21 protein-coding genes are annotated in these 22,505 nt (G+C 73.5%); 11 read left to right on the top strand and 10 right to left on the bottom strand.

Annotated elements, in window-relative coordinates:
- Window positions 1-27 precede the first annotated feature (27 nt).
- The 3 genes from ABZX22_RS36870 (at window position 28) to ABZX22_RS36860 (ending at window position 4,253) form a co-directional block, all read left to right on the top strand.
- A complete protein-coding gene (locus tag ABZX22_RS36870; protein WP_354919052.1) occupies window positions 28-969 on the top strand; it encodes a LysR family transcriptional regulator in 942 nt (313 codons plus the stop codon).
- A 73-nt stretch (window positions 970-1,042) separates the two neighbouring features.
- Entirely contained in the window at window positions 1,043-1,693 is a 651-nt protein-coding gene (locus tag ABZX22_RS36865) for a PepSY domain-containing protein (protein WP_354918934.1), read from the top strand.
- A gap of 181 nt (window positions 1,694-1,874) precedes the next feature.
- On the top strand, window positions 1,875-4,253 hold the full coding sequence (locus ABZX22_RS36860; protein ID WP_354918932.1) for a heparinase II/III family protein: 2,379 nt from the start codon (window positions 1,875-1,877) through the stop codon (window positions 4,251-4,253).
- On the opposite strand, the gene ABZX22_RS36855 is transcribed toward ABZX22_RS36860, so the two are convergent.
- Window positions 4,210-5,073, bottom strand: a complete 864-nt coding sequence (locus ABZX22_RS36855; RefSeq protein WP_354918929.1) for a 3-methyladenine DNA glycosylase — start codon at window positions 5,071-5,073, stop codon at window positions 4,210-4,212. The two genes, ABZX22_RS36860 and ABZX22_RS36855, sit on opposite strands and share 44 nt — an antisense overlap.
- 46 nt (window positions 5,074-5,119) lie before the next feature.
- Window positions 5,120-7,240, bottom strand: coding sequence for an ATP-dependent RecD-like DNA helicase (locus ABZX22_RS36850; protein ID WP_354918927.1), 2,121 nt, complete (start codon window positions 7,238-7,240; stop codon window positions 5,120-5,122).
- A gap of 536 nt (window positions 7,241-7,776) precedes the next feature.
- Here ABZX22_RS36850 and ABZX22_RS36845 point away from each other — a divergent pair.
- A complete protein-coding gene (locus ABZX22_RS36845; protein WP_354918924.1) occupies window positions 7,777-8,163 on the top strand; it encodes a hypothetical protein in 387 nt (128 codons plus the stop codon).
- Window positions 8,164-8,240: 77 nt separating this feature from the next.
- Window positions 8,241-9,143, top strand: a complete 903-nt coding sequence (locus ABZX22_RS36840; protein ID WP_354918921.1) for a hypothetical protein — start codon at window positions 8,241-8,243, stop codon at window positions 9,141-9,143.
- Window positions 9,144-9,198: 55 nt separating this feature from the next.
- Here the strand turns inward: ABZX22_RS36840 and ABZX22_RS36835 are convergent, their stop codons facing one another.
- Window positions 9,199-9,603 (bottom strand): hypothetical protein, encoded by a 405-nt coding sequence (locus ABZX22_RS36835; protein ID WP_354918918.1) that lies wholly within the window; start codon window positions 9,601-9,603, stop codon window positions 9,199-9,201.
- A gap of 202 nt (window positions 9,604-9,805) precedes the next feature.
- Here ABZX22_RS36835 and ABZX22_RS36830 point away from each other — a divergent pair, with 202 nt between their 5' ends.
- The 3 genes from ABZX22_RS36830 (at window position 9,806) to kstD (ending at window position 13,555) form a co-directional block, all read left to right on the top strand.
- Window positions 9,806-10,453 (top strand): hypothetical protein, encoded by a 648-nt coding sequence (locus ABZX22_RS36830; protein WP_354918916.1) that lies wholly within the window; start codon window positions 9,806-9,808, stop codon window positions 10,451-10,453.
- A 10-nt stretch (window positions 10,454-10,463) separates the two neighbouring features.
- Window positions 10,464-11,696, top strand: coding sequence for an amidohydrolase family protein (locus tag ABZX22_RS36825; protein ID WP_354918914.1), 1,233 nt, complete (start codon window positions 10,464-10,466; stop codon window positions 11,694-11,696).
- A gap of 86 nt (window positions 11,697-11,782) precedes the next feature.
- Window positions 11,783-13,555 (top strand): 3-oxosteroid 1-dehydrogenase, encoded by a 1,773-nt coding sequence (kstD, locus tag ABZX22_RS36820; RefSeq protein WP_354918911.1) that lies wholly within the window; start codon window positions 11,783-11,785, stop codon window positions 13,553-13,555.
- Between the two features lie 181 nt (window positions 13,556-13,736).
- On the opposite strand, the gene ABZX22_RS36815 is transcribed toward kstD, so the two are convergent.
- A complete protein-coding gene (locus tag ABZX22_RS36815; RefSeq protein ID WP_354918908.1) occupies window positions 13,737-14,231 on the bottom strand; it encodes an anthrone oxygenase family protein in 495 nt (164 codons plus the stop codon).
- A 105-nt stretch (window positions 14,232-14,336) separates the two neighbouring features.
- Between ABZX22_RS36815 and ABZX22_RS36810 the strand changes: the two genes are divergently transcribed.
- Window positions 14,337-14,828, top strand: a complete 492-nt coding sequence (locus ABZX22_RS36810; RefSeq protein WP_354918905.1) for a GNAT family N-acetyltransferase — start codon at window positions 14,337-14,339, stop codon at window positions 14,826-14,828.
- A gap of 57 nt (window positions 14,829-14,885) precedes the next feature.
- Here the strand turns inward: ABZX22_RS36810 and ABZX22_RS36805 are convergent, their stop codons facing one another.
- From ABZX22_RS36805 to ABZX22_RS36785, 5 genes are all read right to left on the bottom strand, one after another.
- Window positions 14,886-15,695, bottom strand: a complete 810-nt coding sequence (locus ABZX22_RS36805; protein ID WP_354918902.1) for a hypothetical protein — start codon at window positions 15,693-15,695, stop codon at window positions 14,886-14,888.
- Between the two features lie 84 nt (window positions 15,696-15,779).
- Window positions 15,780-16,280, bottom strand: a complete 501-nt coding sequence (locus ABZX22_RS36800; protein ID WP_354918899.1) for an NUDIX domain-containing protein — start codon at window positions 16,278-16,280, stop codon at window positions 15,780-15,782.
- 72 nt (window positions 16,281-16,352) lie between these two features.
- A complete protein-coding gene (locus ABZX22_RS36795; protein ID WP_354918896.1) occupies window positions 16,353-16,982 on the bottom strand; it encodes a hypothetical protein in 630 nt (209 codons plus the stop codon).
- Window positions 16,983-17,104: 122 nt separating this feature from the next.
- Entirely contained in the window at window positions 17,105-17,719 is a 615-nt protein-coding gene (locus ABZX22_RS36790; RefSeq protein ID WP_354918893.1) for a DUF305 domain-containing protein, read from the bottom strand.
- 115 nt (window positions 17,720-17,834) lie between these two features.
- Window positions 17,835-18,446 carry a MarC family protein gene (locus tag ABZX22_RS36785; protein WP_354918890.1) on the bottom strand — a complete coding sequence of 204 codons (612 nt, stop codon included), beginning with the start codon at window positions 18,444-18,446 and terminating at the stop codon, window positions 17,835-17,837.
- A gap of 401 nt (window positions 18,447-18,847) precedes the next feature.
- Here ABZX22_RS36785 and ABZX22_RS36780 point away from each other — a divergent pair, with 401 nt between their 5' ends.
- The gene (locus ABZX22_RS36780; protein ID WP_354918887.1) at window positions 18,848-19,549 is read left to right on the top strand and encodes a GNAT family N-acetyltransferase; all 702 of its coding nucleotides are present in this window, start codon (window positions 18,848-18,850) and stop codon (window positions 19,547-19,549) included.
- Between the two features lie 31 nt (window positions 19,550-19,580).
- Here the strand turns inward: ABZX22_RS36780 and ABZX22_RS36775 are convergent, their stop codons facing one another.
- A complete protein-coding gene (locus ABZX22_RS36775; RefSeq protein WP_354918884.1) occupies window positions 19,581-20,834 on the bottom strand; it encodes a YibE/F family protein in 1,254 nt (417 codons plus the stop codon).
- A gap of 321 nt (window positions 20,835-21,155) precedes the next feature.
- On the opposite strand from ABZX22_RS36775, the gene ABZX22_RS36770 reads away from it, so the two are divergent.
- On the top strand, window positions 21,156-22,376 hold the full coding sequence (locus tag ABZX22_RS36770; RefSeq protein WP_354918882.1) for an MFS transporter: 1,221 nt from the start codon (window positions 21,156-21,158) through the stop codon (window positions 22,374-22,376).
- The last annotated feature ends 129 nt before the right edge of the window (window positions 22,377-22,505 follow it).

The following is a 22,505-nucleotide window of genomic DNA, read 5'->3' as shown; positions in this document are numbered from 1 at the left end:
CCGCAATATGCGAAAATTCATACCGTGATGCATGAATGGGCGCCGAACCTCGAACTGCTGGCCGCGATCAAGGAAACCGAGCACGTGACCAGGGCGGCGGAACTGCTCGGCGTACCCCAGCCGACGGTGAGCAGGCGGCTCGCCGCGCTGTCGGAGGCGGCCGGCACCCCGCTGGTCGTCCCGCACGGCAGAGGCGTCAGGTTGACCAGGGCCGGTCACACCCTCGCCGACGCGGCGGTCCGCGCGCTGGCGGTCATGGCGACGGGCGTCCGGGAGGTGCGGGAGGAGATCGACCCCGGCAGCGGCCGGATCGTGCTCGGCTTCCTGCACCTGCTCGGCCGCTCTCTGGTGCCCGCACTGGTGGGCGGCTTCCGCGAGCGGCGTCCGGGGGTGCGCTTCAGCCTCGTGCAGGGCTCGCGGCAGGACATCCTGCGGCGGCTGCGCGAGGGCGAGATCGACCTGGCGTTCGTCGCGCCGCTCCCCTCCGGCGACGCCGAGCTGACCGGCACCCCGCTGGCCCGGCAGGAGCTGGTGCTCACCGTCCCCACCTCGCACCGGCTGGCCCGCCGCCGCCGGGTACGCGCCGCCGAGCTGGCCGACGAGGACTTCGTCACGCTGGAGCAGGGGTACGGCGTGCGCCAGATCACCGACGAGCTGTGCGCCGCCGCCGGCTTCCGGCCCCGGATCACCTTCGAGGGCCAGGAGTCCGACACCGTGCGCGGACTGGTCGGCGCGGGACTCGGCGTCGCGCTGCTGCCCGGCTACGGGGTCGCGCCGCTGCCGGGCGTGGTCGAGATCCCGCTGTCGCCCGCCGTGTTCCGCACGATCGGCATCGTCAGGCCCGCCCAGCTCACCCCTGTGGTGCGGGCCTTCCACGCGCACGTGGTGGCGGAGACGCGCGACGTCGGGCCCGAGTTCAGCCTCCTGGCGGAGAAGGGGAGCCGTTCCCGCGCAGCCGGCCGACCATGAGGTGAACGGTCGCCGGGCTCGTGTTGTCTCCCCTCTGGGCGTGGCTTTACGACGATCCGGGCAGTCCACCCATATGACTGGGTCAAAACGGACAAAAGCCATCATCGGTGCCGGAGTTGCGGGTGCGGCCCTGCTCGCGGCCGCCGCATGCGCCGGCACGCCGACCGACGCCGCCAAGGCGGCGCCCGCACCCGCCGTCGGAGGCGCCGTCGCCGGCCTCGCGTCGCCGACGATGCCCCCCGAGCCCAGCCCCGGCGAGATGAGCCCCGGGGAGCCGAGTCCCGGAGTCGGCGGCATGGAGGACATCACCCGGGCGGGCACCGCCGCCATGGACGCCGTCGAGGGCGGCACGGTCGTCTCCCTCGAGGCGGAGGAGGAGGGCAAGATCTGGGAGGTCGAGCTGGCCGAGAAGAACGGCACCGAGCAGGAGCTCGAAGTGGACTCCTCAGGAAAGGTCGTCTCGGGGCCCACGGCCAGGGAAGGCGACGCCGAGGACAAGGCCAAGCTCCTCGCCCTCGTCAAGGGTGCCGAGCTCACCTACCAGGACGCGGCCGAGAAGGTGGCCGCCGCGGTACCCGAAGGCAAGATCACCGAGCTGAAGCTCGACCGGCACAAGGGCGCCGTGGTCTGGGAGTCCGACGTCGTCGGGTCGGACGGCACCAGGCACCAGATCAGGGTCGACGCCAAGGACGGCACCGTGACCAAGAGCGGCCAGACGAGCTGAGAGCCCACACCGCACACCGGACGCCCTGATGCGCCGCGCGCCTCCCCCACGCGCGGCGCTGCCACCGCTGCCCCGCGTCTCCCGTGCGGCCGGGCGCCTCCGGGCAGCCGGAGATCGCCGGATGGTCGCCGGACGACCGGCGGCGCGGCGGGCAGGACGGGAGGGTGGGCAGGATGGGGAGATGAGCGCCGCGTACACGCCCGCGTGGCCCGCGATCCGGCAGAGGCTGGAGACCAGGCCGTGGGCGGCGGAGATCCTCACCGCCATCAGATCGGACTTCACCCGCTGGTCGCGCGATCTGGTCATCCCCGGCCCCGACCAGCCCTCGGCATGGACGCACCACTACTTCTGCGACGCCGACGGCGCCCCGCTGGTGTTCGACGCCGCCACGCCCGCGCGGCACGCCTGCCCCGCGTGCGACCGGGTCTACCGGGGCGAGCCGTGGGACGGCGCGTGGCGCACCACGATGCACGACGCCGCGGCCGTCCAGGCCCAGCGCGCCGCCCTGCTCATCCGCCTGTCGGACGCCGCCGCAGAGGCCGCCGCCGAACTCGAGCGCCTCGCCGCCGCCTACGCCCGCCACTACCTCTCCTACGAACCCCACGGCGGCAACGCGGGCCAGGGCCGGGTCCAGCCGCAGTCGCTCGACGAGGCGGTCTGGGCCGTCGGCCTGCTGCGCGCGCTGCGCTGGGCGGGCGACGTGCTCAGCCCCGCCACCTCCGCCGCCGTCGACGCCATGGCGAGCGCCATCGCGGATCTGCTGCGCCCGCAGGCCGGCATGGTGCACAACATCCACTGCTGGCTGCTGGCCGCGCTGGCCGAGTGCGCCGCCCGGCTCGGCGACCGGAACCTGACGGAGTGGTGCCGCGACGCGCCCTTCGGCGCGGAAGCCCAGGTCATGCAGGGCTTCCACCCGGAAGGTGTCTGGTACGAGATCAACGCTCACTACCACTACTACGCGGTCGCCGCCCTCCTGTCCTACCGCGAGGCCGCCGGACCCGAAGGACTGTCCGAGCGGGCGGCACGACGGCTCGCGCGCGCGATCGCCGCCCCGCCGTCGCTCGCCTACGCCGACACCCGCCTGCCCGCCTACGGCGACGGCTGGGCCGAGTGCCACGTCGGGGACTTCGCCGCCCAGGCCGAGGCGGCCTGCACGCTCCTCCCCGAGGCGGCGGTCGACCTGGCCCCCTACTACGAACGCCGCCGTCCCGGCCCGGTGCGTCCGTGGTTCGGCCGCCCCGACGCCCTGCCCGGCGGCGTGGACGTCGGGTACCGCTCGTCCGTCGCCGCCCTGCTCTTCGGCCCGGACGAGGTGCCCGCGGCCTCACCGTCCACCACCCCGGCCTCCGGAACCAGCCGAAAGTCCGCGGGCTCACCCGCCACCCCCGCCTCCGGAGCCGACCGGAGTCCCGCGGGCTCGCCCGCCGCCCCGGCCTCCGGAACCGGCCCCAGGCCAGCGGGCTCGCCCGCCGCCGCCCGCGACTTCGCGCCGGACCGGGTGGCCGGGCGTCGCTCGTCCTTCGTGTGGCCGCACGCCGGGATCGGGGTGCTGCGCTCCCCCGCGGTACGGCTGGCGATGCGGTTCGGCCCCGACGCCGGCTGGCACGACCACCGCGACAAGCTCAACGTCGACGTCGAGACCGCCACCGGCTGGTGCAGCCTCGACCTCGGCACCAGCGGGTACGGCTCGGCGTTCACGGCGTGGATGCGCTCGCCCCTCGCGCACAACGTGGCGATCGTCGACGGGGCCCGGCAGCCCCCGCACACGGGACGCCTGCTGGAGTCGTCCGAACGCCGTCTCGTGGCGGAGTCGGCGTGGGAGGGCAACGTGCTGCGCCGCTCGGTCGCGGTGACGGACGACGGATGGGCCGACGAGGTCACGGTCACGCTGCCCTCGGCACGGCGCGTCGAATGGGCCTTCCACGGCGACGGCCTCTTCTCCCCCGACCCGACCCCGGACCGCCCCGCCGTCCCCTCCACCCGCCCACCCTCCGACTCTCCCGCCCAGGGGGTTCGGGAGCCCTCGGCCTCCGCCCGCCACGGCCGGGAGCCCTCTTCCTCCCGGCCCGCGTGGGAGCCGCGTGATCCCAGCGACTGCGCCGCTCACTCCACCGGCGTCTCCAGCTCCTCCACGATCTCGCCCTCGGGCCCTTGCGACGCCGGCTCCAAGGTCCCCCGCGATGTCCGACCCGAGAACGTGGGCGCCGCCGGCTCCGCGAGCCTGCGTGACGCCCGACCCGGGAACGGTGGCGACGCCCGACCCGAGGGCCGTGGCGCGGGCGTTCTCGGTCAGGAGGCGGCGGCGTTGCGTGATGTCCGCCGGCTCGCCGTCCCCGCCGACGGGATCCTGCGCGGCACCTGGGACTTCGACGGCGCCCCGCACCTCGCGCTCGCCGTGCCCGACGGGTTCGCGGCCTACGCCGCCACGGCGGAAGGGAACCCGAACGGACGCCCGCTCGGCCTGCTCATCCTGCGCGGGCACGCCGCCCGTGCCCGCTTCCGCGCGACCTTCACCGTCAGCGAGGGGCGCCGGCGAGCAGCCCCTGGCACAGCTCCATGAGAGTACGGCGCAGCGGCGCGGCCCGCTCGGCGAACCCGCGCTGGGCGGCCGCGTAGGCGAGCCTGCCCTCGGGCGTCTCGATCGGGACGGGTGCGTAGCCGAGGGCGCTCAGGTCGTAGGGGCTGGCGCGCATGTCGAGCGTCCTGATGTCGCGGGCCAGCTCGAAGCAGTCGGCGACCAGCTCGCTCGGCACGAGGGGCGACAGCTTGTAGGCCCACTTGTACAGGTCCATGTTGGCGTGCAGGCAGCCGGGCTGTTCGAGCTCCACCTGGCGTTCGCGGGTCGGCCGCAGGGCGTTGAGCGGGCGTGCGGCCTCGGTGAAGAACCTGAAGGCGTCGAAGTGGCTGCACCGGGCGCCACGGCGCTCGACGACGGCGGCGATCTCCTCGGACGGCATGCGCAGCGGCTGCGCGGCGTGCCGTACCTGGCCGGCGGGCAGTTTGTAGACCATCGCCCACTCGTGCATGCCGAAGCAGCCGAAGTTGCCCTGCCGTGCGGCGGTCGCCGACAGCAGCGCGGCCGTCCACTCGACCATCGCGCGCCGCTTGTCCAGCAGCCGGTCGACGTCGACGGTGGCGCCCTCGCCGGTGTCGAGGTAGTCGGCTCCGTAGCCCTGGGCGTCGGCCAGCACGACGCCCGCGCCGGGATGCCATCTGCGCAGCCGCCCGGGGCGGTAGCCGTAGTAGTCGAACAGGAAGTCTTCGACCGGGTGGGCCCTGCCCTCCTTGCGGCGGCTCAGGTGCGGCCCGACCCAGGCGTCGACCCGCCGCTGATGCGCCTCGGCCCGTGCCTGCCACTCCCGCTTGTCGAGGATCCTCACGGCTTCATCGTAGGAACCCCCGCCCGGTGCCGGATCCCGAGCCGGGTCAGCGGGCGAGCACGAACGCGAGCCGCCGGGCCAGGCCGGTGTTGCGGCGCAGGCCGAGCCGGTGGACGGCGAGCTCCAGCGCCTCACGCCGCCCGACCAGCACCACCCACGCCTTGGCCCTGGTGACCAGCGTGTAGAGCAGCCTGCGGCGCAACATCACCCCGCCCGCCTCCACCACCAGCGGCGCCACCACGAACGGGTACTCGCTGCCCTGGGAGCGGTGGACGCTGATCGCGTAGGCGTGGGTGAGGTCGTCGAGCTCGTCGAACCCGTAGGACACCACCTCGCCCTCGTCGATGAGCACCTCGACGACGCGCTCCTCCCTGTCGAGGGCGACGATCGTGCCTGTCTCGCCGTTGAAGACGCCCTTGTCGTAGTTGTTGCGGATCGGCATGACGCGGTCGCCGACCCGGTAGACCGACGCGCCCGACCAGTGCTCGGCCGTACCGTCGCGGGCCGGGTTGAGCCGCTCCTGGATCAACCGCCCGAGCTCGGCGGTGCCCGCGTCGCCCTTGCGCATGGGGCACAGCACCTGAACCTGCTCGGGACGGACGCCCTGTTTCGCGGGGATCGCCTCGGTCGCGAGATGCACCACCCGCGCCGCCACCGCCGACGGGTCGTCGAGCTCCTCGAACCAGAACCCGCCGCCGCCCGGTGTGTACGGCACCGCACCCGACCTGATCTGGTGGGCGGCCTGGACGATGCCGCTGCCCTCGGCCTGCCTGAAGACGTGGGTGAGCCGCATCCGGGGGATCGTCTCGACCCGCAGCAGGTCGGACAGCACGCTGCCGGGCCCGATGCTCGGCAGCTGGTCGCTGTCGCCGACCAGCAGCAGGTGGCTGCCGTCGGGGATGGCCGAGCACAGCCGGGTGGCCAGATGGAGGTCGAGCATGGACGCCTCGTCGACCACGACGAGGTCGGCCTGCGCCGGGGTCTGGTCGAAGAGCTTGTCAGGATCGGGCTGTACGGCGAGCATCCGGTGGACCGTCGTCGCGGGCAGCCCGGTCAGCTCCGACAGCCGCTTGGCCGCCTTGCCCGTGGGCGCGCACAGCGTGACGGCGCCGCCCATCGCCCGCACGGTCGAGGCGATCACTCGCACGGTGTGGCTCTTGCCGGACCCGGGGCCTCCGGTGAGGACCGAGACCGTGCTGGTCAACGCCATGGTCACGGCGGCCTGCTGATCGTCGTGCAGGCCGGGGTCGTCGCTGAAGGCGCGCAGCGGCAGCGTCGACCTGGCGGCGCAGAGCCTGGCCAGCTCCGCCGCCAGCTTGACCTCGCGGCTGTGGTGCTCCTTGGAGTAGACGACCAGGTCGTCGTCGGTCTCCTCGACGACGACACGGCGCTCGGACAGCAGCGCGTCGACCATCCGGCCGACCAGCTCCTCCTCCAGCTCCAGCCGTTCGGCGGTGCGGGCGACCAGCGCCGGCAGCGGCAGGAAGCAGTGACCGTCGCGGGCGGCGGCCGCCTCCAGCCGGTCGACGAGAGCCGCCTTGATCCGCTGCGGGCTGCGCTCGGGGACGCCCGACCGCAGCGCGATCCTGTCGGCCGTGGCGAACGCGACCCCCCTGACCCTGCCGATGAGCTGGTAGGGGTCGGTGGCCAGGATCTCCGCCGAGGCGTCGCCGTACACCTGGTAGATCTTGGCGGCCAGCAGCGGGCTGACCCCGTAGCCCTGGAGCACCACCATCAGCGCGGCGACGGCCTTCTGCTCCTTCCACGCCTCGACGATCTGCGCCTGGCGGGCGGGGCCGATGTTGATCACCTCGGTCAGCCGCTCGGGGGCGGTGTCGATGACGGTGAGCGTGTCCTCGCCGAAGTGGCCGACGATCGCCTGGGCCAGGCGCGAGCCGATGCCGCGGATGAGCCCCGAGCCGAGATAGAGCTGGATGGCGTGGACGGTGGACGGCACGACACGCTCGCACGCGGTGACCGCGAAGCGCTTGCCGTAGGTGGCGTGCTCCTCCCACTGGCCGTCCAGGCGGAGCGTCTCGCCCGGCTGCGCCCCCGCCAGCGCCCTGCCGGAGGCGACGAAGCCGGACCCGCCCGCCTCGCTGCTCATGCGGGCGACGGTGTACGCGTCCTCCCTGACGTACACCAGGTGCTCGACGGATGCCTCCACGTACGGGATCCAACCACGCGGCGCCGACATTCGGCGGCACCCCACCGCCCCGGACGGTCCGGCCAGGGGCGCCACCTCCACCGGCCCGGCCCGAGGGACGCGGCGGCACGGAACAGACAGCGCCGGACAGACGACGCGGGACAGGGCCAAGGCGGGAAAGGGCCGAGCCGGTCACGTCGCCGAGCTCGGCGCGCACCCGCGCCATCGTCTCCTCGTCGGGCCGCTCGGCCTCGGCGAGCCACTGGAACTCCGCCACCAGCTCGCCGACCTCTCCCGCCAGCGCCATCACGAGGTTCTTGGGCGTGTGGAACCGTTCCCATTCGCGGTCGCTCGCGAACCCGCGCAGCCGTACCGCCAGCTCCTCCAACGGGGACGTCATGGCTGGTGACACTACCCCCTGTGTCACCTCCGCGGTTCGCGGGGACCGCACCACACGCCGCTGCCGACGGCGGTGGGAGCGGGGCTCGCCCGGGGCCGGTGCACCCCGCGGACTCCACCGATGGCGGACACGGCCGGTCTCACCCGACAATGGGCTGATGCCAGGCGTTGAGACACCTGAGACACCGTGGGGCTGCTGGGAGCCGGCGCCGCTGGAGGAGGTCGTCGCCCTGTTCGGGGCCTCGACGGTGCCGTGGTGGGTGAGCGGCGGCTACGCGATCGAGCTGGCCGTCGGGCGGCCCTTCCGCGAGCACGGGGACGTGGACGTGTCGGTCCTGCGCCGGGACCACCTCGCGGTACGCCGCCTGCTGGCCGGCTGGGACTGCCACGTGGCCGATCCGCCGGGAACGCTGCGGCCGTGGCCGGTCGGCATCCTGCTGACGCCGTTCCACAACATGGCGCTCATGTGCCCCGACACCACGCGCGCCGACGTCGACCGGCACGGCGTGCTGTTCCGCGAGGCGGTGGAGGAGCTGGTCGGCTGACGTTCCCCCGCCAGGGGGAGGCGCCTCCCCCACCCGGGCGAATCGCGGCGGGGCCGCCGGACGCGAAGCTCGTGAGCATGACGCGATGGATGACGTGGGTCCCGTGGGCCGCCGCGGCCGGCGCTGTTGCCTACGGGGCGGTGCAGGCCTCCTGGGCGCTGGGCGACGCACCGTCCTGGGTGCTCGGCTTCGACCTGACCTTCCCCGCGTGGGTGGTGGTCGGGCTCTGCGCCGGCGTCGTGCTCGTGGTGGCGGGGTTGCGCGCCACCGGGGGCCGGCTGCCGCTGGTGCTGGCGGCATGGGCGCTGAGCGCCGCGCTGGTGTCGGCGTCAGCGGTGCTGCTGCTCGACGTCGTCGGCGGCATCCTGCCGGGGCTGGGGCTGCCCCGCGACCTGCCCGCCTTCCTCAGCAGGGCGAGCTGTGCGACCGTCGGGCTGCTGGCGGGCGCCACCGCCCTGTCGTGGCAGCGCCGCCGTACGGCAGGCTGCCTGCGCTGCGTCCGCCTCCCGCGCCTGGAGGCGACCCCGCGCTGGGGTTACGCCGCCGCCTACGCGGCGGTGGCGGGCTGCCTGCTCAGGATCGTCGCCCAGCTGACCATGGGCGTCGCCGTCCCCTACGCCGCCAGCCCCTCACTGCTGGTCTTCGAGTTCGGTTTCCTGCTCGCGGGCGTCCTGCTGCCCCTCGCGCTGGTGCACGGGTGGGGCAAGGTCTGGCCGCGCTGGGTGCCGTTCCTCGCGGGGCGGGGGGTGCCGCGCTGGCTGGTCGTCGGCCCCGGGTTCGCGATCGCGGGCGCGATGCTGGCCTACTTCGGCACCGGCATCACGCAGATGGTGACCGAGACGATCGACGGCACCCTGGAGGAGCCCGCGTTCATGTGGGTGGCCGTCCCCTCCTACGTCGTGTGGGGCGCCGGGCTCGCCGTCGCCTCCGTCTCCTACTACCTGATCACCCGCCCCGCGTGCGCGGCCTGCGGCCGTTGACCGTGCGCACCCGGGACGACAGCGTGCACCGGGACGACAGCGTGCACCCGGGACGTCAGCCGCCCTGGGTGTAGACGGTCCTCCACCGGGAGCAGCGGCCCGTCGGCCCGGTGGCGGTGCCCCTGCACACCCTGACCCTGATGTGCAGGACACCGCCGACGTCCCGCCGGAAGCCCTTCGTCCCCGGCACGCAGGCGCCGGCGGACGCGGTCCGCCAGCGCCCGTTCTCGCTGCTCATCCCCTTGATCTGGACCCAGGAGCAGCCGGCGCCCCTGGTGTCGGCGAGCGTGCCGGACACGACGAGGCCCGACTGGCCGGCGGCCACCTTGCCGGCGGCCTCGGCGTGGCCGTCGGTGGAGCGGACGGGGCCCCACCTCCAGACGGTGGGATCGGCGGCGGCGGGGACGGCGCCGGAGACGGCGATGACGGCGGCGGCGGTCAGGCCGAGGAGTGTTCTCATGCCTCAAGAGCTACGCCCTCCGACTTGTGCCCGGCTTGGAGCCCCGTTGCACCCCGATGGAGCCGCCCGGCGGGGCGGGCATGGGGGCGGCCCGGAGGCGGCCCGAGAGGGAGCGGCCCGGAGGAGCTGGCCTGTGTGGCGGCTCGGCGGGCAGGTGGAAACCCGCATGCGGCCGGACGGGAGGTTCTCGTAGGCTGCGGCCGTGCTGCCCGACCTGCCCTGGCCCTCGATGACCCACCGCCACGCCACGGCCGAGCTGGTGCTGGCGGGCTGGACCCCGTGCGGCGTCGGCGACTGGGCGACGGGGTTGCGGTCGCCCGACGGGCTGTGGGTGGCCAGGGTGTGCCCGTTCGACCCGGCCTATGCCGCCTTCCTGGAGCTGTGCCGCCGCCGGCCAGGCAACCCCTACCTGCCGCGCGTCGCCTTCGACTCCCCGCTGGAGGGCGGCGGCACGCTGGCCGTGCTGGAGTTCCTGGCGCCGCTCGAGCCGGCGCGGGCCGAGGAGGTGGCCCGCCGGTGGCGGGAGGGCGGGGGCGACGACCGGCATCTGGCGGAGGTACGGCAGGCGGCCGCCGCCGTCGACGCCGAGTTCCGGGCGCGCACGCCCTGGTGGGACGGCATCGACCTGAACCCCGGCAACGTGCGGCGGGCCCTCGACGGGCGGGTGGCGGTCATCGACGTGTTCTGCATGGACGGCGCCTCCGTCTACGCGCAGGTGCTCGAGGACGCCGGCGTGGTCAGGCGGAAGCTGCCGGGCAGCCGCCATCTCCTCGACATCCCCTACATCGCCCGCGAGAGCACCCCCGACGAGATCCGCGCCCTCCAGGCCGCCTGGTACCGCACACCGTAGGGTCGGCTACGTGGACCTGCTCGTTCGCAACGCCGCCCGGCGCGATCGCCCGGGCCGCTGGATGCTGGCCGCCGACCACGGAATCCTCACCGTCGTGGCGCCCGAGGACCGCGACGCCCCCGGCGGCGCCACCACGGTGATCGACGCCGAGGGCAACCTGGTGACCGAGCCGTTCGCCGACGCCCACCTGCACCTGTGCAAGGTCCACACGCTCGACCTGGCGGGCTCGCGGGCGCTGGAGGCGTACACCGGGGGCTCGATGGGCGCGGCGATGGCGGCGATCGAGGCCGCCGCCGCGGTCAAGCGCGACCAGACGGCCGCCGCCGTCGCCGACCGGGCCCGGCGGGCTCTCACGGAGTCGGTACGGCACGGCGTCCGGGCCGTGCAGGCGTTCGCCGACGTGGACCCCGACGCCGGTCTCACCGGGGTGGAGGCGCTGCTGGCGCTGCGGGAGGAGTTCCGCGACCGGGTCGAGGTGCGCGTCGTCGCCTTCCCTCAGGACGGCCTGCTGCGCCGGCCCGGCACCGAGGAGCTGGTCTCGGAGGCGGTACGGCTGGGCGCCGACGTCGTGGGCGGCATCCCGTGGATCGAGTACACCGACGCCGACGCCGCCGAGCACGTGCGCCGCATGGTCGAGCTGGCCCGCCGTACGGGCAGGCGGGTGGCGATGCTGGTCGACGACGCCGGCGATCCGGGCCTGCGCACGACCGAGATGCTCGCCTCGGCGCTGCTGGCCACCGGGGTGCGCGGCAGCGCGCAGCACGCCCGCGCGATGGCGCTGTATCCCGAGCCCTACCTGCGCCGGCTGGTGGGGCTGTGCCGGGCGGCCGGCCTGGGCTTCGTCAGCGACCCGCACACCGGGCCGCTCCACCTGCCGGTCTTCGCCCTCGCCGACGCGGGGCTGCCGGTGGCGCTCGGCCAGGACGACATCGAGGACGCCTACTACCCCTTCGGCCGGCACAACCTGCTGGAGGTCGCGTTCCTGGCCGCCCACCTGCTGGACGCCCGCGCCGACGCCGCCCTCGACCGGCTGTACGACATGGTGAGCCTGGAGGCGGCCCGCGTGCTGGGCCGTCCCGTCCACCGGCTCGTCCCGGGAGCGCCGGCGGACCTGGTGGTCCTGGAGGGCCGGACGGTACGGCAGGCCCTGGCCCTGCACGCCCCGCCGCGGCACGTCGTCGTGGGCGGGCGGGTGGTCGCGAGCACGCGCACGCGGACGGAGTTCTCGCCACCCGCCCGTTGACAGGCATACCAACCAAGCGCATGCTTCGTTCGGCGCCGGGCGCGAGGTGCCGGTCAAGGATCAGCCTCACGTCGAAGGGATGCGCCATGCCCGCGGACCACACCCCCCAGCCCGCACCACGGCACACCAGGCGGCAGGTGTTACGCGGCGCCGCGGGAGCCGTCCTCACCACCGGTGTCCTGGGTGGTCTCGACGGCACCGCCCACGCGGCCGTCGCGGACTACGACGTCGTCGTGGTCGGCTCCGGCGCCGCCGGGATGACCGCGGCGCTGCGGGCGGCCAAGCGGGGGCTGCGGACGGTGGTGATCGAGAAGGCGCCGACGTTCGGCGGCTCGGCGGCGCGTTCGGGAGCGGGCATCTGGATCCCGAACAACGAGGTCATCCTGGCCGCCGGGGTGCCCGACACGCCCGCCAAGGCGGCCACCTACCTCGAGGCCGTGGTGGGCGGCGGCGTGCCGGCCGACCGCCGGGCCGCGTTCCTGTCCGCCGGGCCTGCCATGATCTCCTTCGTGACGCGCAACAGCCCGCTGCGCTTCCGCTGGATGGAGGGCTACTCCGACTACTATCCCGAGTTGCCCGGCGGGATGCCGAACGGCCGCTCCATCGAGCCCGACCAGCTCGACGGCAGGGTCCTCGGCCCCGAGCTGGCCCACCTGAACCCCTCCTACATCCCCACGCCGCCCGGCCTGGTCGTCTTCAGCGCCGACTACAAGTGGCTCACGCTGGCCGCGGTCAGCCTCAAGGGCGCGGCCGTCTCCGCCGAGTGCGTCGCCAGGTACACCGCCGCCAAGCTGCGCGGCGAGATCCCGCTCACGATGGGCCAGGCGCTGGCCGGCGGCCTGCGCGCGGGACTGATGGCCGCCGGCGTGCCGGTGTGGCTCAACACCCCGCTGCTGGACCTGCGCTTCGACGGGGACGGCCGGGCCACCGGCGTGCTCGTATCGCAGAACGGCACGCAGGTGCTGGTCAGGGCCGCGCGCGGGGTCATCATCGGCTCGGGCGGCTTCGAGCACGACCTGGCCATGCGCACGGAGTTCCAGCGGCAGCCCATCGGCACGGACTGGACCGTCGGCGCCAAGGAGAACACCGGCGACGGCATCCGGGCCGGCCGCCGCGCCGGCGCCGCCCTCGACCTGATGGACGACGCCTGGTGGGGTCCGGCGATCCCGCTGCCCGGCGAGCCGTACTTCTGCCTGGCCGAGCGCACGCTTCCCGGCTGCATCCTGGTCAACGGGGATGGCGTGCGCTTCGTCAACGAGGGCGCGCCGTACAGCGACGTCGTGCACGTCATGTACGACCGCAACGCCACAGGCCCGCACATCCCGGCGTGGCTGATCACCGACCAGAACTACCGCAACCGCTACCTGTTCAAGGACGTCGCGCCGACGCTGCCGTTCCCCGACTCCTGGTATGCCGCGGGCGCCGTCCACAAGGCGTGGACGGTCGGCGACCTCGCGACGAGGATCGGCGTCCCTGCCGCCGCGCTGCGCCAGACGGTCACCAGGTTCAACGGCTTCGCGATGACGGGCAAGGACCTCGACTTCCGCCGCGGCGACAGCGTCTACGACCACTACTACACCGACCCCGCCGTGGCGCCGAACTCCTGCCTGGCGCCGCTCTGGCTGCCGCCGTTCTACGCCTTCAAGATCGTCCCGGGCGATCTCGGGACCAAGGGCGGGATGCGGACCGACGCGCGGGCGCGCGTCCTGCGCGCGGACGGGTCGGTCATCCCCGGCCTGTACGCCGCGGGCAACGCCAGCGGAGCGGTGATGGGCAACAGCTACGCCGGCGCCGGCTCGACGCTCGGCCCGGCGATGACGTTCGGCTACGTGGCGGCCGACGACATCGCCGGCACCTGACGCGCGGCGGCCTCCCGCCGGTCAGGCCGAGGTGGGCTCCCACCGGCCAGGCCGAGGTGGGCTCCCACCGGCCAGGCCGAGGTGGGCTCCCACCGGTCACGCCGTGGTGGGCTCCCACTGGTCACGCCGAGGCGTGGCGGGCACCCGCCCCTCACGCCGAGGCCTGACGGGCGCCCGCCCGTCAGGCCGAGGCGCGGCCGTGCAGGACCAGCGCCCAGACCAGCAGGCCGAAGGCCGGAAGGCTGGTGAGCACGCGGACCATGTTGAACGTGGCCCACCTGGCCTCGTCGAACCGCCGGCGCACCGCGGCCACGTCGATCCGGTCGGGATCCCCTGCCGCCTTGATGGCGTCGTTGCGCGGCACGTTCACCCCGACCGTGATGACGAACGTCACGACGTACAGCACGAGCGCGACCACGATCCACGGGAAGGCCGGCCGGCCGATCTGGGTGACGGCGGCGGCGACGGTGAACAGCAGGGCGCCGAAGAAGCCGCCGCCGATGAACCACGGATTGATGATCGCCCGGTCGATGGCCTGGAAGGCGCCGACGAAGGTGCGGTCGTCAGTCTTCCCGAGCCCCGGCATGATGGTGTGCGCGTAGAGCACGAACGCGCTCGCCGACATTCCCATCGACAACGTCGCGGCGATCAGTGACAGCGTGCGCAGTACGTCCATCGGACACTCCCAACAGGCGAGAAACGGGCCGGCACGGCCCGCGGAAGCGAAGGTAGCGGACAAATCCCATCGCGCGCGGCGCGAGCCGGACGGTAGCGTTCTCCGGTGCCCGAACTCCAGCGCCTCCGCCCCGACCACGTCCCCGCCGTCCTCGCGTTCGAGCTCGAGAACCGGGCCTACTTCGCCGCGTCGGTGCCCGACCGTGGCGACGACTACTTCGCCGAGTTCGACGCCCGGCTCAGCGCCCTGCTCGCCGAGCAGGCCGCCGGCATCTGCCACTTCCATGTGCTGATGGACGGCGGCGCGGTGGTGGGGCGCGTCAACCTGGTCGACGTGGAGGACGGCGCCGCCGAGCTCGGCTACCGCATCGCCGAGAAGGCCGCCGGGCGTGGCCTGGCCACCGCCGCCGTCCGCCGGATCTGCGAGCTGGCGGCCACGGAGTACGGCCTGACCGAGTTGCGGGCTGTCACGACGCTGGACAACACCGGATCGCGGACCGTGCTCACCCGCACCGGATTCGTTCCCGCCGGCGAGACGGTACTGGAGGGCCGGCCCGGCGTGCGCTACACCCGCGCGCTGACTGACGCCGTCTCCTGACCGGGGGCGGTGCGGGAGGCCGGGGCTGCCGGTCGTGCCCGGCAGCCCCGCAGGACCTCAGTGCGCCTTCGGCAGGGCGTCGATGAGCTTCTTCGGCGCCGGCTCGAGGGATTCCTCGAGCGCGGGAACGTCCTCGCTGCGCGTGACCAGGTCAGCGGGCGGCGGCTCGACCGTCACCTTGGCGCCCCAGCCGGTGAAACGCACGTCCGCGCTGACGTCCAGCCGGCGGTCGGAGAGCCGCTGGTCGGCCAGCATGGTGGTCAGGCGGGTCACCCTGCCCTTGTCGTCGAACCAGAGCGACCAGGCGATCTTCACGCCGTTCCGGGAGCCGAAGGGCCGGCCCGGGATCTTGCGGATGTCGATGGCGCCCTCGGCGGAACGGGAGCTGACGGAGGAGGCGGTGGCGAGCAGCGCCTTCAGCGCCCCCGGCTGGAAGAGATCGACCGTGAGGTCCGCGGGGCGGGACTCGCCGGGAATGTCGCGCACCCACTTCTTGTCCAGCGGCAGCATGCCGATCAGCTCGCCGCCGGAGGTGTAGCTCACGCCCTTGGCCCTGATGACGAGCGTCGGGAAGCGGAAGTCCGCCTGGAGGCTTTCGGCGCTGTCGGGCGCGTAGACGCTGGTCGTCTCGTCGGTGTCGACCTGCCATCCCTTACGGAAGCCGGCGACGCGCTCGGTGCGGATGGTGGCCAGCCGCTTGCCGTCCAGCGCGATGCGGGTGATCAGGGAGACGTTGACGCCCTTGCCGGGCGCCACCTGGGCCTGAAGCGCCTTGACCGGGTCGGCCTTGGGCGCTGCCTGCGCCGGCGGAGCGGCGACGAGCGCGGCACCCGTGGTGAGGGCGAGGCCGACGATGATCCTCTTCATGCGATTTCCTTCAACATCTGGAGGGAGGAGGAGCATCCTGCCAAAAGAAGATCACGGCCCCGTCTCGACCAGCGGCGGGCGCCGCTACGGGTGGTGCCAGGGGATGACCACGGGCTCGGCGGGCAGGTCGCCCTGGAGGAGGCGTGCCAGCAGGTCGGCCAGGTTGAGCGGGATCACGCGCTCGGCGGTGGCGCGCAACTCGGCCACGCTCCACCACCGGTGGGTGCCGAACAGGGAGCGTTCGAGGTCCTCCATGCCGGAGGTGTCCACCGTGAACTCCGGGACGCGGAGGAAGAAGAAGGAGTCGTCGGCGTGGACGCGCACGCCGTCGTTCCGGACCCAGGGGCCGGAACTGACCGCCACCACCGGGCCGACCGCTTCGGGGGCGACCGTGTGCCCGGTCTCCTCGCGCAGTTCTCTGGCGGCGGCCACGGCCAGGTCCTCGCCCGGCCGGACACCGCCGCCGGGAGTGAACCAGGCGTGGCCTGAGTTCTTCGTCAATCCCCGCCCGTGGTACAGCAGGATCCTGTCGCGGTCGTCGACGAGGAGGACGCGGGCGGAGGGACGCGGTATCGCTTCAGGCACGGGCGCGAGCATAGGGAGGCCCGGCGGGCCTGTCATCGCCTTTTCCGGCGACCGCGAGACGGGCCGGGAGCGTCACCGCTGTTCGTCCGGGCCGCGGTCGCGGATACGGGCTCGTACGACGTCGGGATACCACTGGGTGAAACGAACGGCGCCGACGATCGCCGCGATCTGGATGATCCAGCCGGTCCAGATGTTGTCCGGGTCGCGCAGGACGAGGTCCCCGAAGAGGCCCGCGATCGCCGCGACCAGGAAGGCCAACCCCCAGACGCCGGTGATCACATAGTTGGTGCGGAGGAAGACGGGCGAGTTCCAGTACGCGCGGTCGACCTGCTCGCGGGCGTACTGCAGGGTGAAGGGCCGCCGCGCCGCCATGGACCCGAACGCGATCAAGGTCAGGGCGATGTTCGACATCTCGCCCGCGTACGTCTCCAGCCAGCGGCGCGTGTCCTCGCTCGCCGCCCCGCCCACCATGGCCGTGACGGCGAAGAACAGCACGGTGGCGACTTCGAGGAGCTTCCAGGAACTGCCCGGCCTTGCGATGCGGGCGGCCACGATCAGGAAGAGGGAGGCGGCCAGCGCCAGCATCACCGCCGACTCGAACCGCCCCGGGCCGACGAGCACGGAGAAGATGATCCACGGGGCCATGCCGACGGCCGGGTTGTCCAGGACGCCGGTCGGTTTCCCGCGAGCCTGGGCGTTCATGGGCGCGCCTTACGTCACGGGTTCCTCACTGCCAGTGTGCCTTCCCCGTTCGGCCGCCGGCCAGGGGGATGCGCCCCGCGACGGCACCCGCCGCACCTCCGGTGATGGTGTCAGGCGCCCGGTCAGAGCCGGTCGAGGATCTGGCGCAGCTGGTCCACCTCGGCCTGCTGGGTCGACGCGATGGTCCTGGCCAGTTCCTTGGCCTCGGGGTTGACGCCCCGCGCCTGCTCGGCCTCGGCCATCTCGATCGCGCCCTTGTGGTGAGCGATCATCAGCTGGCCGAACAGCTTGTCGAAGGCGGCGCCCTCGGCGGCCTCGAGCCGCTTCATGTCGTCGGCGGACATGATGCCCGGCATGTCGTGGTGCATGCCGTCCGAGGGCATGAGCCGGCCCCAGGCTCCCAGCCAGCTCCGCATGCTCTGGATCTCCGGCTCCTGGGCCGCCTTGATCCTGGCGGCCAGCTCCTTGACCTCGGGGTCGGCCGCGCGGGTCTCGGCCAGCTCGGCCATCTCCACGGCCTGCTGGTGATGCGGGATCATCATCTGCGCGAACATCACGTCGGCCTCGTCGAAGGCGGCGCCGGGCTGCGCGGTGGCCGTGGTGGCGACCGCGCCCGGCGCCGCGCCGGGCCCTTCGGGTCCGGCCGTCGCGGTGCCGCAGGCGGCGACGAGCAGCAGCGTCGCGGCGCCCACGGCGAGCCGCAGCCGCCGGGCGCCCGATCGGTCGGTGGACATCATGGCTGGGTGCCTCCTGGTGATCGGCGTGCACTCCTCACATATAACTATGAGCCATAGTAAGAAGGGGCTGCCATAAGGAGCCATCCAGGCCAAACTTTACGACTATGAGTAGTAGCTATCCGACGCCCCAGCGCACCCAGTGCTGGAGCGCTCCGGCGACCAGTTGCACCGCCATCGCGGCGGCGAGCAACCCCATGACCCGCGTCACCAGGTTGAGCCCGTTGTCCTTGAGCAGCCGCCCGATGAGCGAGGAGAAGCGCAGCGTGAGCCAGGTGATCGCCAGAGCGGCCACCATGGCGAGGACGACGGCCAGCGTGGCCGGCCCGCTGTCGGCCTTCTCCATGTAGAGCATGGTGGCCGCGATCGCGCCCGGCCCGGCCAGCAGGGGCGTGCCCAGAGGCACGAAGGCGACGGCGCCGCTCTCGGCCCTGGCCCGGTCGCGGGCGCAGTCCGCCTTGAGCAGGTCGAGCGCGATGAGACCCAGCAGCGCGCCGCCCGCGACCTGCAACGCCTGCAGGGAGATGCCGAGCGCGTCCAGGAGCCGGTCGCCGAGCACGGCGAAGACGGCGACGATGCCGGCCGCGACCAGCACCGAGATCCTGGCGGTACGGCGCCGCGCCGCCGGCGTCTGGGCGCGGGTGAGGGTGAGGAACACCGGGATGGCGGCGAGCGGATCGAAGATGACCAGAAGCGTGACGAAGGCCTGGACGAACAGGGCGGTGGACATGAGACGACCCCACGGGCGAAAGGGAGGATCCCGCTCGCCGTCAGGAAGCCTCGGCGGGCGGGCTGGGCCAGGTCGCCGCCCACTCGCAGGGCACGGTCCAGCGCAGCCACACCGCCACGCCACGCCGTCCGTCGATCATGCCCGCCGTAACCGCGGGGCTCTCCGAGCTATTCCGTCAGTCAGCGCCCGGATGGCCATCAGGGTGGCCACTGGACCAAACTTGACCCGCGCGAGCCTGACTGGAGGGTTTACTACTTCGTATAGTTATTTTGTCGGATCGACGCAAGCTGCGAACGCCCGGCGGCCCGACAGGGGTGGACATGTCCGACAGTTTCCCCGTGATGCCGGACATGTCCACCCGATCTTCGCCTATATACCCCCCGCCCGTATATGATGCGGACGTGACCTCTCCGGAACGACGCCTCGTCGAGCACCTCACCCGCTGGCTCGGCACCTGGCCGGCCACCACCGGCCTCGACATCATCGCCGAGCCCGGGCGCGCGCTCCCCGGCTGGGACGGCCTGCTCCACCCCGTCCTGGGCGTGGCCGGACCGGCGGGCGGAGTCCTCTCGGTCCCCCCTGTGCATGCCGAGACGATCGCCGCGCGGTACGCCGAGAACCAGGACCTGGCGCACTTCGGCCCCCTGGTCCCCGCGATGGCGGGCTTTCCCGAGCGCGGCTGGTTCACCGCCGTCTACCGCTGGACGACGCGCCCCGCGCCGCTGGCCGACGCCGGTGTCTGGGTGCCCGCCCAGGACCCCGCCGTGCCGGAGTGGCTGCGCCCCTTCAACGGCGACGTGCTGGTCGCCCACGACCCGGAGACCGGCGAGCATCTGGCCGGCGTGGGGATCAAGCGGCACGACGACTACGGCCGCGAGCTCGCCGTCGTGACCGCTCCCGCCGCTCGCGGCCGCGGGCTGGCCCGCGGGCTGGTCGCGCAGGCGGCCCGCCGCGTCCTGGACGAGGGCGGGATCCCCACCTACATGCACAGCCCGGACAACCTCGCCTCCGCCTCCGTGGCGGAGGCGGCCGGGTTCGCCGACGCCGGCTGGACCGCCTTCGGCGCCACCGAACAGGCGACGCAGCGGAAGACCGCCGGCTGACGCTCCCCGCGGGCCGGTCTCCGGGTTCCGGCTATCCCACCGCTGGGTCGGTGACAGCGTGGCGCCGGACGGGCTCGTCGTCGTCATGGTCGTGCCCGCGGCGGGCCGAGGCCAGCGCCGCCAGCGCGGTGGTGATGGGCACCGCGGCGATCAGGCCGAGGGTGCCCACCACGGCCCGGACGATCTCCTGGGCCATCATCGGGTTGGTCACGGTCTCGCCCAACGGCTGGTCGCCGATGCTGATCAGCAGGAGCAGCGGCAGCGAGGCACCCGCGTAGGCCAGGATGATCGTGTTGATCACGGAGGCGATGTGGGCGCGGCCGACCCGGGCGGCGGCCCGGTACAGCCGCCTGGCGGTGAAGGCCGGGTTGGCGTGGGCCAGCTCCGCCACCGTGACGGCCTGGGTGACGGTGACGTCGTCGAGCACGCCGAGCGTGCCGATCAGGATGCTCGCCAGGAGCAGCCCCTGGGTGTTGATCCCATGGCCGGTGTCCAGGTAGAACGAGCTCTCGTCGGTGATCCCGTTCAGCTCCGCGAGGCCGATGGCGGCGTAGGCCAGCGCGCCGGTCAGCGCCAGGCTGGTCAGCGTGCCCACGATCGCGATCGACGTGCTGACGGTGAAGCCGTGCGTCAGGTACAGCACGGCCAGCATGATCGCGGCGGCGCCGACGACGGCCACGAGCAGCGGAGGCCGGCCGTCCAGGATGGCGGGGATCACGAAGAGCAGCAGCAGCGCGAAGGTGATGGCCAGGCCGACCAGCGCGCTGAGCCCGCGCCAGCGTCCGAAGGCCAGGACGGCCAGCGCGAACGCCGCCCCCGTCAGCCACAGCGCCGAGGAACGATCGTGGTCGGAGATCCGGTACGGCGAGGCGTCCAGCGTCTCCTCCGGCGTGTAGATCACCACCACGGAGTCGCCCGCCGCGAACGTCTGTGCCCCCGGCCCGCTCGGCAGGGGCGTCGAGACGATCTGGCCACGCTGGCTGCCGGTGGTCAGCTCGATGCTCGCGGTGCCGCAGGTCCGCGGGTCGGCCGGCGGTCGGTCCTCGGCCGCCACGCCGTCCGGAGCCGGTTCCCTGGGGCACGGCTTCGGCGTGATGGCGATGACGGTGGCGTGCATCCGTTCCAGACCGGCGGGTTGGGGCACGTCCGCCTGCCGCCGGTCGGGCCACAGCCACAGCAGCGCCACCACGGTGGCGAGCGCGAGCGGGATGATGACCGCCAGCGTCGCGACCACTGTGGCGCGGGAACTGCTCGCGACCGAGCCGTGATGGTGGTTGGCACCCACGAACGCGATCTCCTCGGGTGACGAGCGGAGGGGTTTCCGCGGCAGACGGCTACCGCCGCGCTGGGGTCGGCGGCGGCAGGCCCCGATTCCATCAGAGAAGGCCACGGGACCCAAACCGCCCCCGGCGGTCCGCCCGTCCCGCTCATCACTTCCGCGGTGTCGACGAGCCGTCCTTCTGTCGTCTTCGTCACAGCGCGCGCGATCGCCGCGAGGACAACCCGAGAGGGGGAAGGAAACCGTCATGCCCGACCGATATCCCACCGCCGCCCGGCAGGTGGTCCGGTGCCGCCATCGGCCGATCGGCTGCCAGGGGGTGTCCTGATGAGCACGACGGACAGGCGATCCGCCGTCCCGGCCACGGGCCGCGGCCGTTCCACGGGCGGCCGGCGGATCGTCGCGGCGCTGTCGGTCACCCAGACCATCGGCTACGGCGTGCTCTACTACGCCTTCTCGGTGTTCCTGCGGCCCATGACCGCCGCGCTCGACGCGAGCGGAGCGCAGGTCACCGCCGCGCTCACCGCCGCGGTGCTGACCACGGCGCTGTGCGCGCCGCTGGTCGGCAGGTGGCTGGACGCCCACGGCGGACGCGCCCTGATGACCGCCGGATCGGTGCTCGGCACGCTCGCCGTCCTGGCCTGGTCCCAGGTGACCTCCCTGCCCCAGCTGTACGGGGTGTTCCTGGCGATCGGCGTCGCCTCGGCGATGGTGCTGTACGAGCCGGCGTTCGCGGTCATCGTCAACTGGTTCGACGGCAACGGCCGCGCCAACGCGCTGCTCGCGCTCACCATCGTCGCCGGATTCGCCTCCGCGGTCTTCCTGCCGCTCACCGGCCTGCTGGTCGACCGGTACGGCTGGCGTCAGGCGCTGGTCGTCCTCGCCATCGGCTACGGCGTGACCGCGATCCCGCTGCACGCCTGCGTGGTCCGCCGCCGCGCCGACCCGGCCGCGGCGGCGCGACCGCCCGCGCAACGCGCCGACCTGGTCAGGGCGGCGGTGCGGGGCCGGCCGTTCTGGCTGCTCGTGGCGGCCTTCACCGCCCACAGCGGGGCCGTGGCGACTATCGCGGTCCTGCTCGTCACCTACCTCGTCCGTCTCGGCCATCCGCCGGTGTTCGCCGCCACCGTCGCGGGGCTGCTGGGCGTGCTGTCGGTGACCGGCCGCCTGGTCACCACCGGGCTGCGCCGCCGCTGGTCCGCCGCGCCGGTGGCGGCCGCGGTCTTCACCCTGCAAGGCGTGGGAGCGCTCCTGCTGCCCCTCGCCGGCCGGACCGTCGCGGGCGCGATCGGCTGCGTGCTGCTGTTCGGGCTGGGGTTCGGCGTCGGCACCATCACCCTGCCCCACCTGCTCGCCGAGCGGTACGGCACCGCCGCCTACGCCACCCTGTCCGGCCGCGTCGCGATGTTCTCCGTCGCCGACCGGGCGGCCGCCCCGCTGGCCGCCATGGCCCTGGCCCAGGCGGCCGGCTACGGCTGGGTGATGGCCGCCGTGGCGCTGGCGTGCGCGACGGCGGCGTTGGCCCTGCTCGCCTACCACCGCCGCTGACCGGCGCGAGGTCCTGGCGAGGTGCTGCCGTCCGAGCCCCGGCGGGGAGGGACACCACAGCTCCCCGGGACCGCAGGAGAGCACGACCAGGTCGCCCTCCCCCACCGCCGGGCAGGTCATCTCCCCGAC

Origin of the sequence: Nonomuraea sp. NPDC003804 (assembly GCF_040610675.1) — a bacterium.
In the GTDB taxonomy this organism is placed as follows: domain Bacteria; phylum Actinomycetota; class Actinomycetes; order Streptosporangiales; family Streptosporangiaceae; genus Nonomuraea.
Note: the sequence above shows the minus strand (reverse complement) of the source record. Positions and strands in the feature narration are given on the sequence as shown.

Excerpts from the sequence above, each read along its gene's own strand:
- ABZX22_RS36870 (WP_354919052.1), top strand. The coding sequence starts at position 28 with ATGCATGAATGGGCGCCGAACCTCGAACTGCTGGCCGCGATCAAGGAA.
- ABZX22_RS36865 (WP_354918934.1), top strand. The coding sequence starts at position 1,043 with ATGACTGGGTCAAAACGGACAAAAGCCATCATCGGTGCCGGAGTTGCG.
- ABZX22_RS36860 (WP_354918932.1), top strand. The coding sequence starts at position 1,875 with ATGAGCGCCGCGTACACGCCCGCGTGGCCCGCGATCCGGCAGAGGCTG.
- ABZX22_RS36845 (WP_354918924.1), top strand. The coding sequence starts at position 7,777 with ATGCCAGGCGTTGAGACACCTGAGACACCGTGGGGCTGCTGGGAGCCG.
- ABZX22_RS36840 (WP_354918921.1), top strand. The coding sequence starts at position 8,241 with ATGACGCGATGGATGACGTGGGTCCCGTGGGCCGCCGCGGCCGGCGCT.
- ABZX22_RS36835 (WP_354918918.1), bottom strand. The coding sequence starts at position 9,603 with ATGAGAACACTCCTCGGCCTGACCGCCGCCGCCGTCATCGCCGTCTCC.
- kstD (WP_354918911.1), top strand. The coding sequence starts at position 11,783 with ATGCCCGCGGACCACACCCCCCAGCCCGCACCACGGCACACCAGGCGG.
- ABZX22_RS36815 (WP_354918908.1), bottom strand. The coding sequence starts at position 14,231 with ATGGACGTACTGCGCACGCTGTCACTGATCGCCGCGACGTTGTCGATG.
- ABZX22_RS36805 (WP_354918902.1), bottom strand. The coding sequence starts at position 15,695 with ATGAAGAGGATCATCGTCGGCCTCGCCCTCACCACGGGTGCCGCGCTC.
- ABZX22_RS36795 (WP_354918896.1), bottom strand. The coding sequence starts at position 16,982 with ATGAACGCCCAGGCTCGCGGGAAACCGACCGGCGTCCTGGACAACCCG.
- ABZX22_RS36790 (WP_354918893.1), bottom strand. The coding sequence starts at position 17,719 with ATGATGTCCACCGACCGATCGGGCGCCCGGCGGCTGCGGCTCGCCGTG.
- ABZX22_RS36785 (WP_354918890.1), bottom strand. The coding sequence starts at position 18,446 with ATGTCCACCGCCCTGTTCGTCCAGGCCTTCGTCACGCTTCTGGTCATC.
- ABZX22_RS36770 (WP_354918882.1), top strand. The coding sequence starts at position 21,156 with ATGAGCACGACGGACAGGCGATCCGCCGTCCCGGCCACGGGCCGCGGC.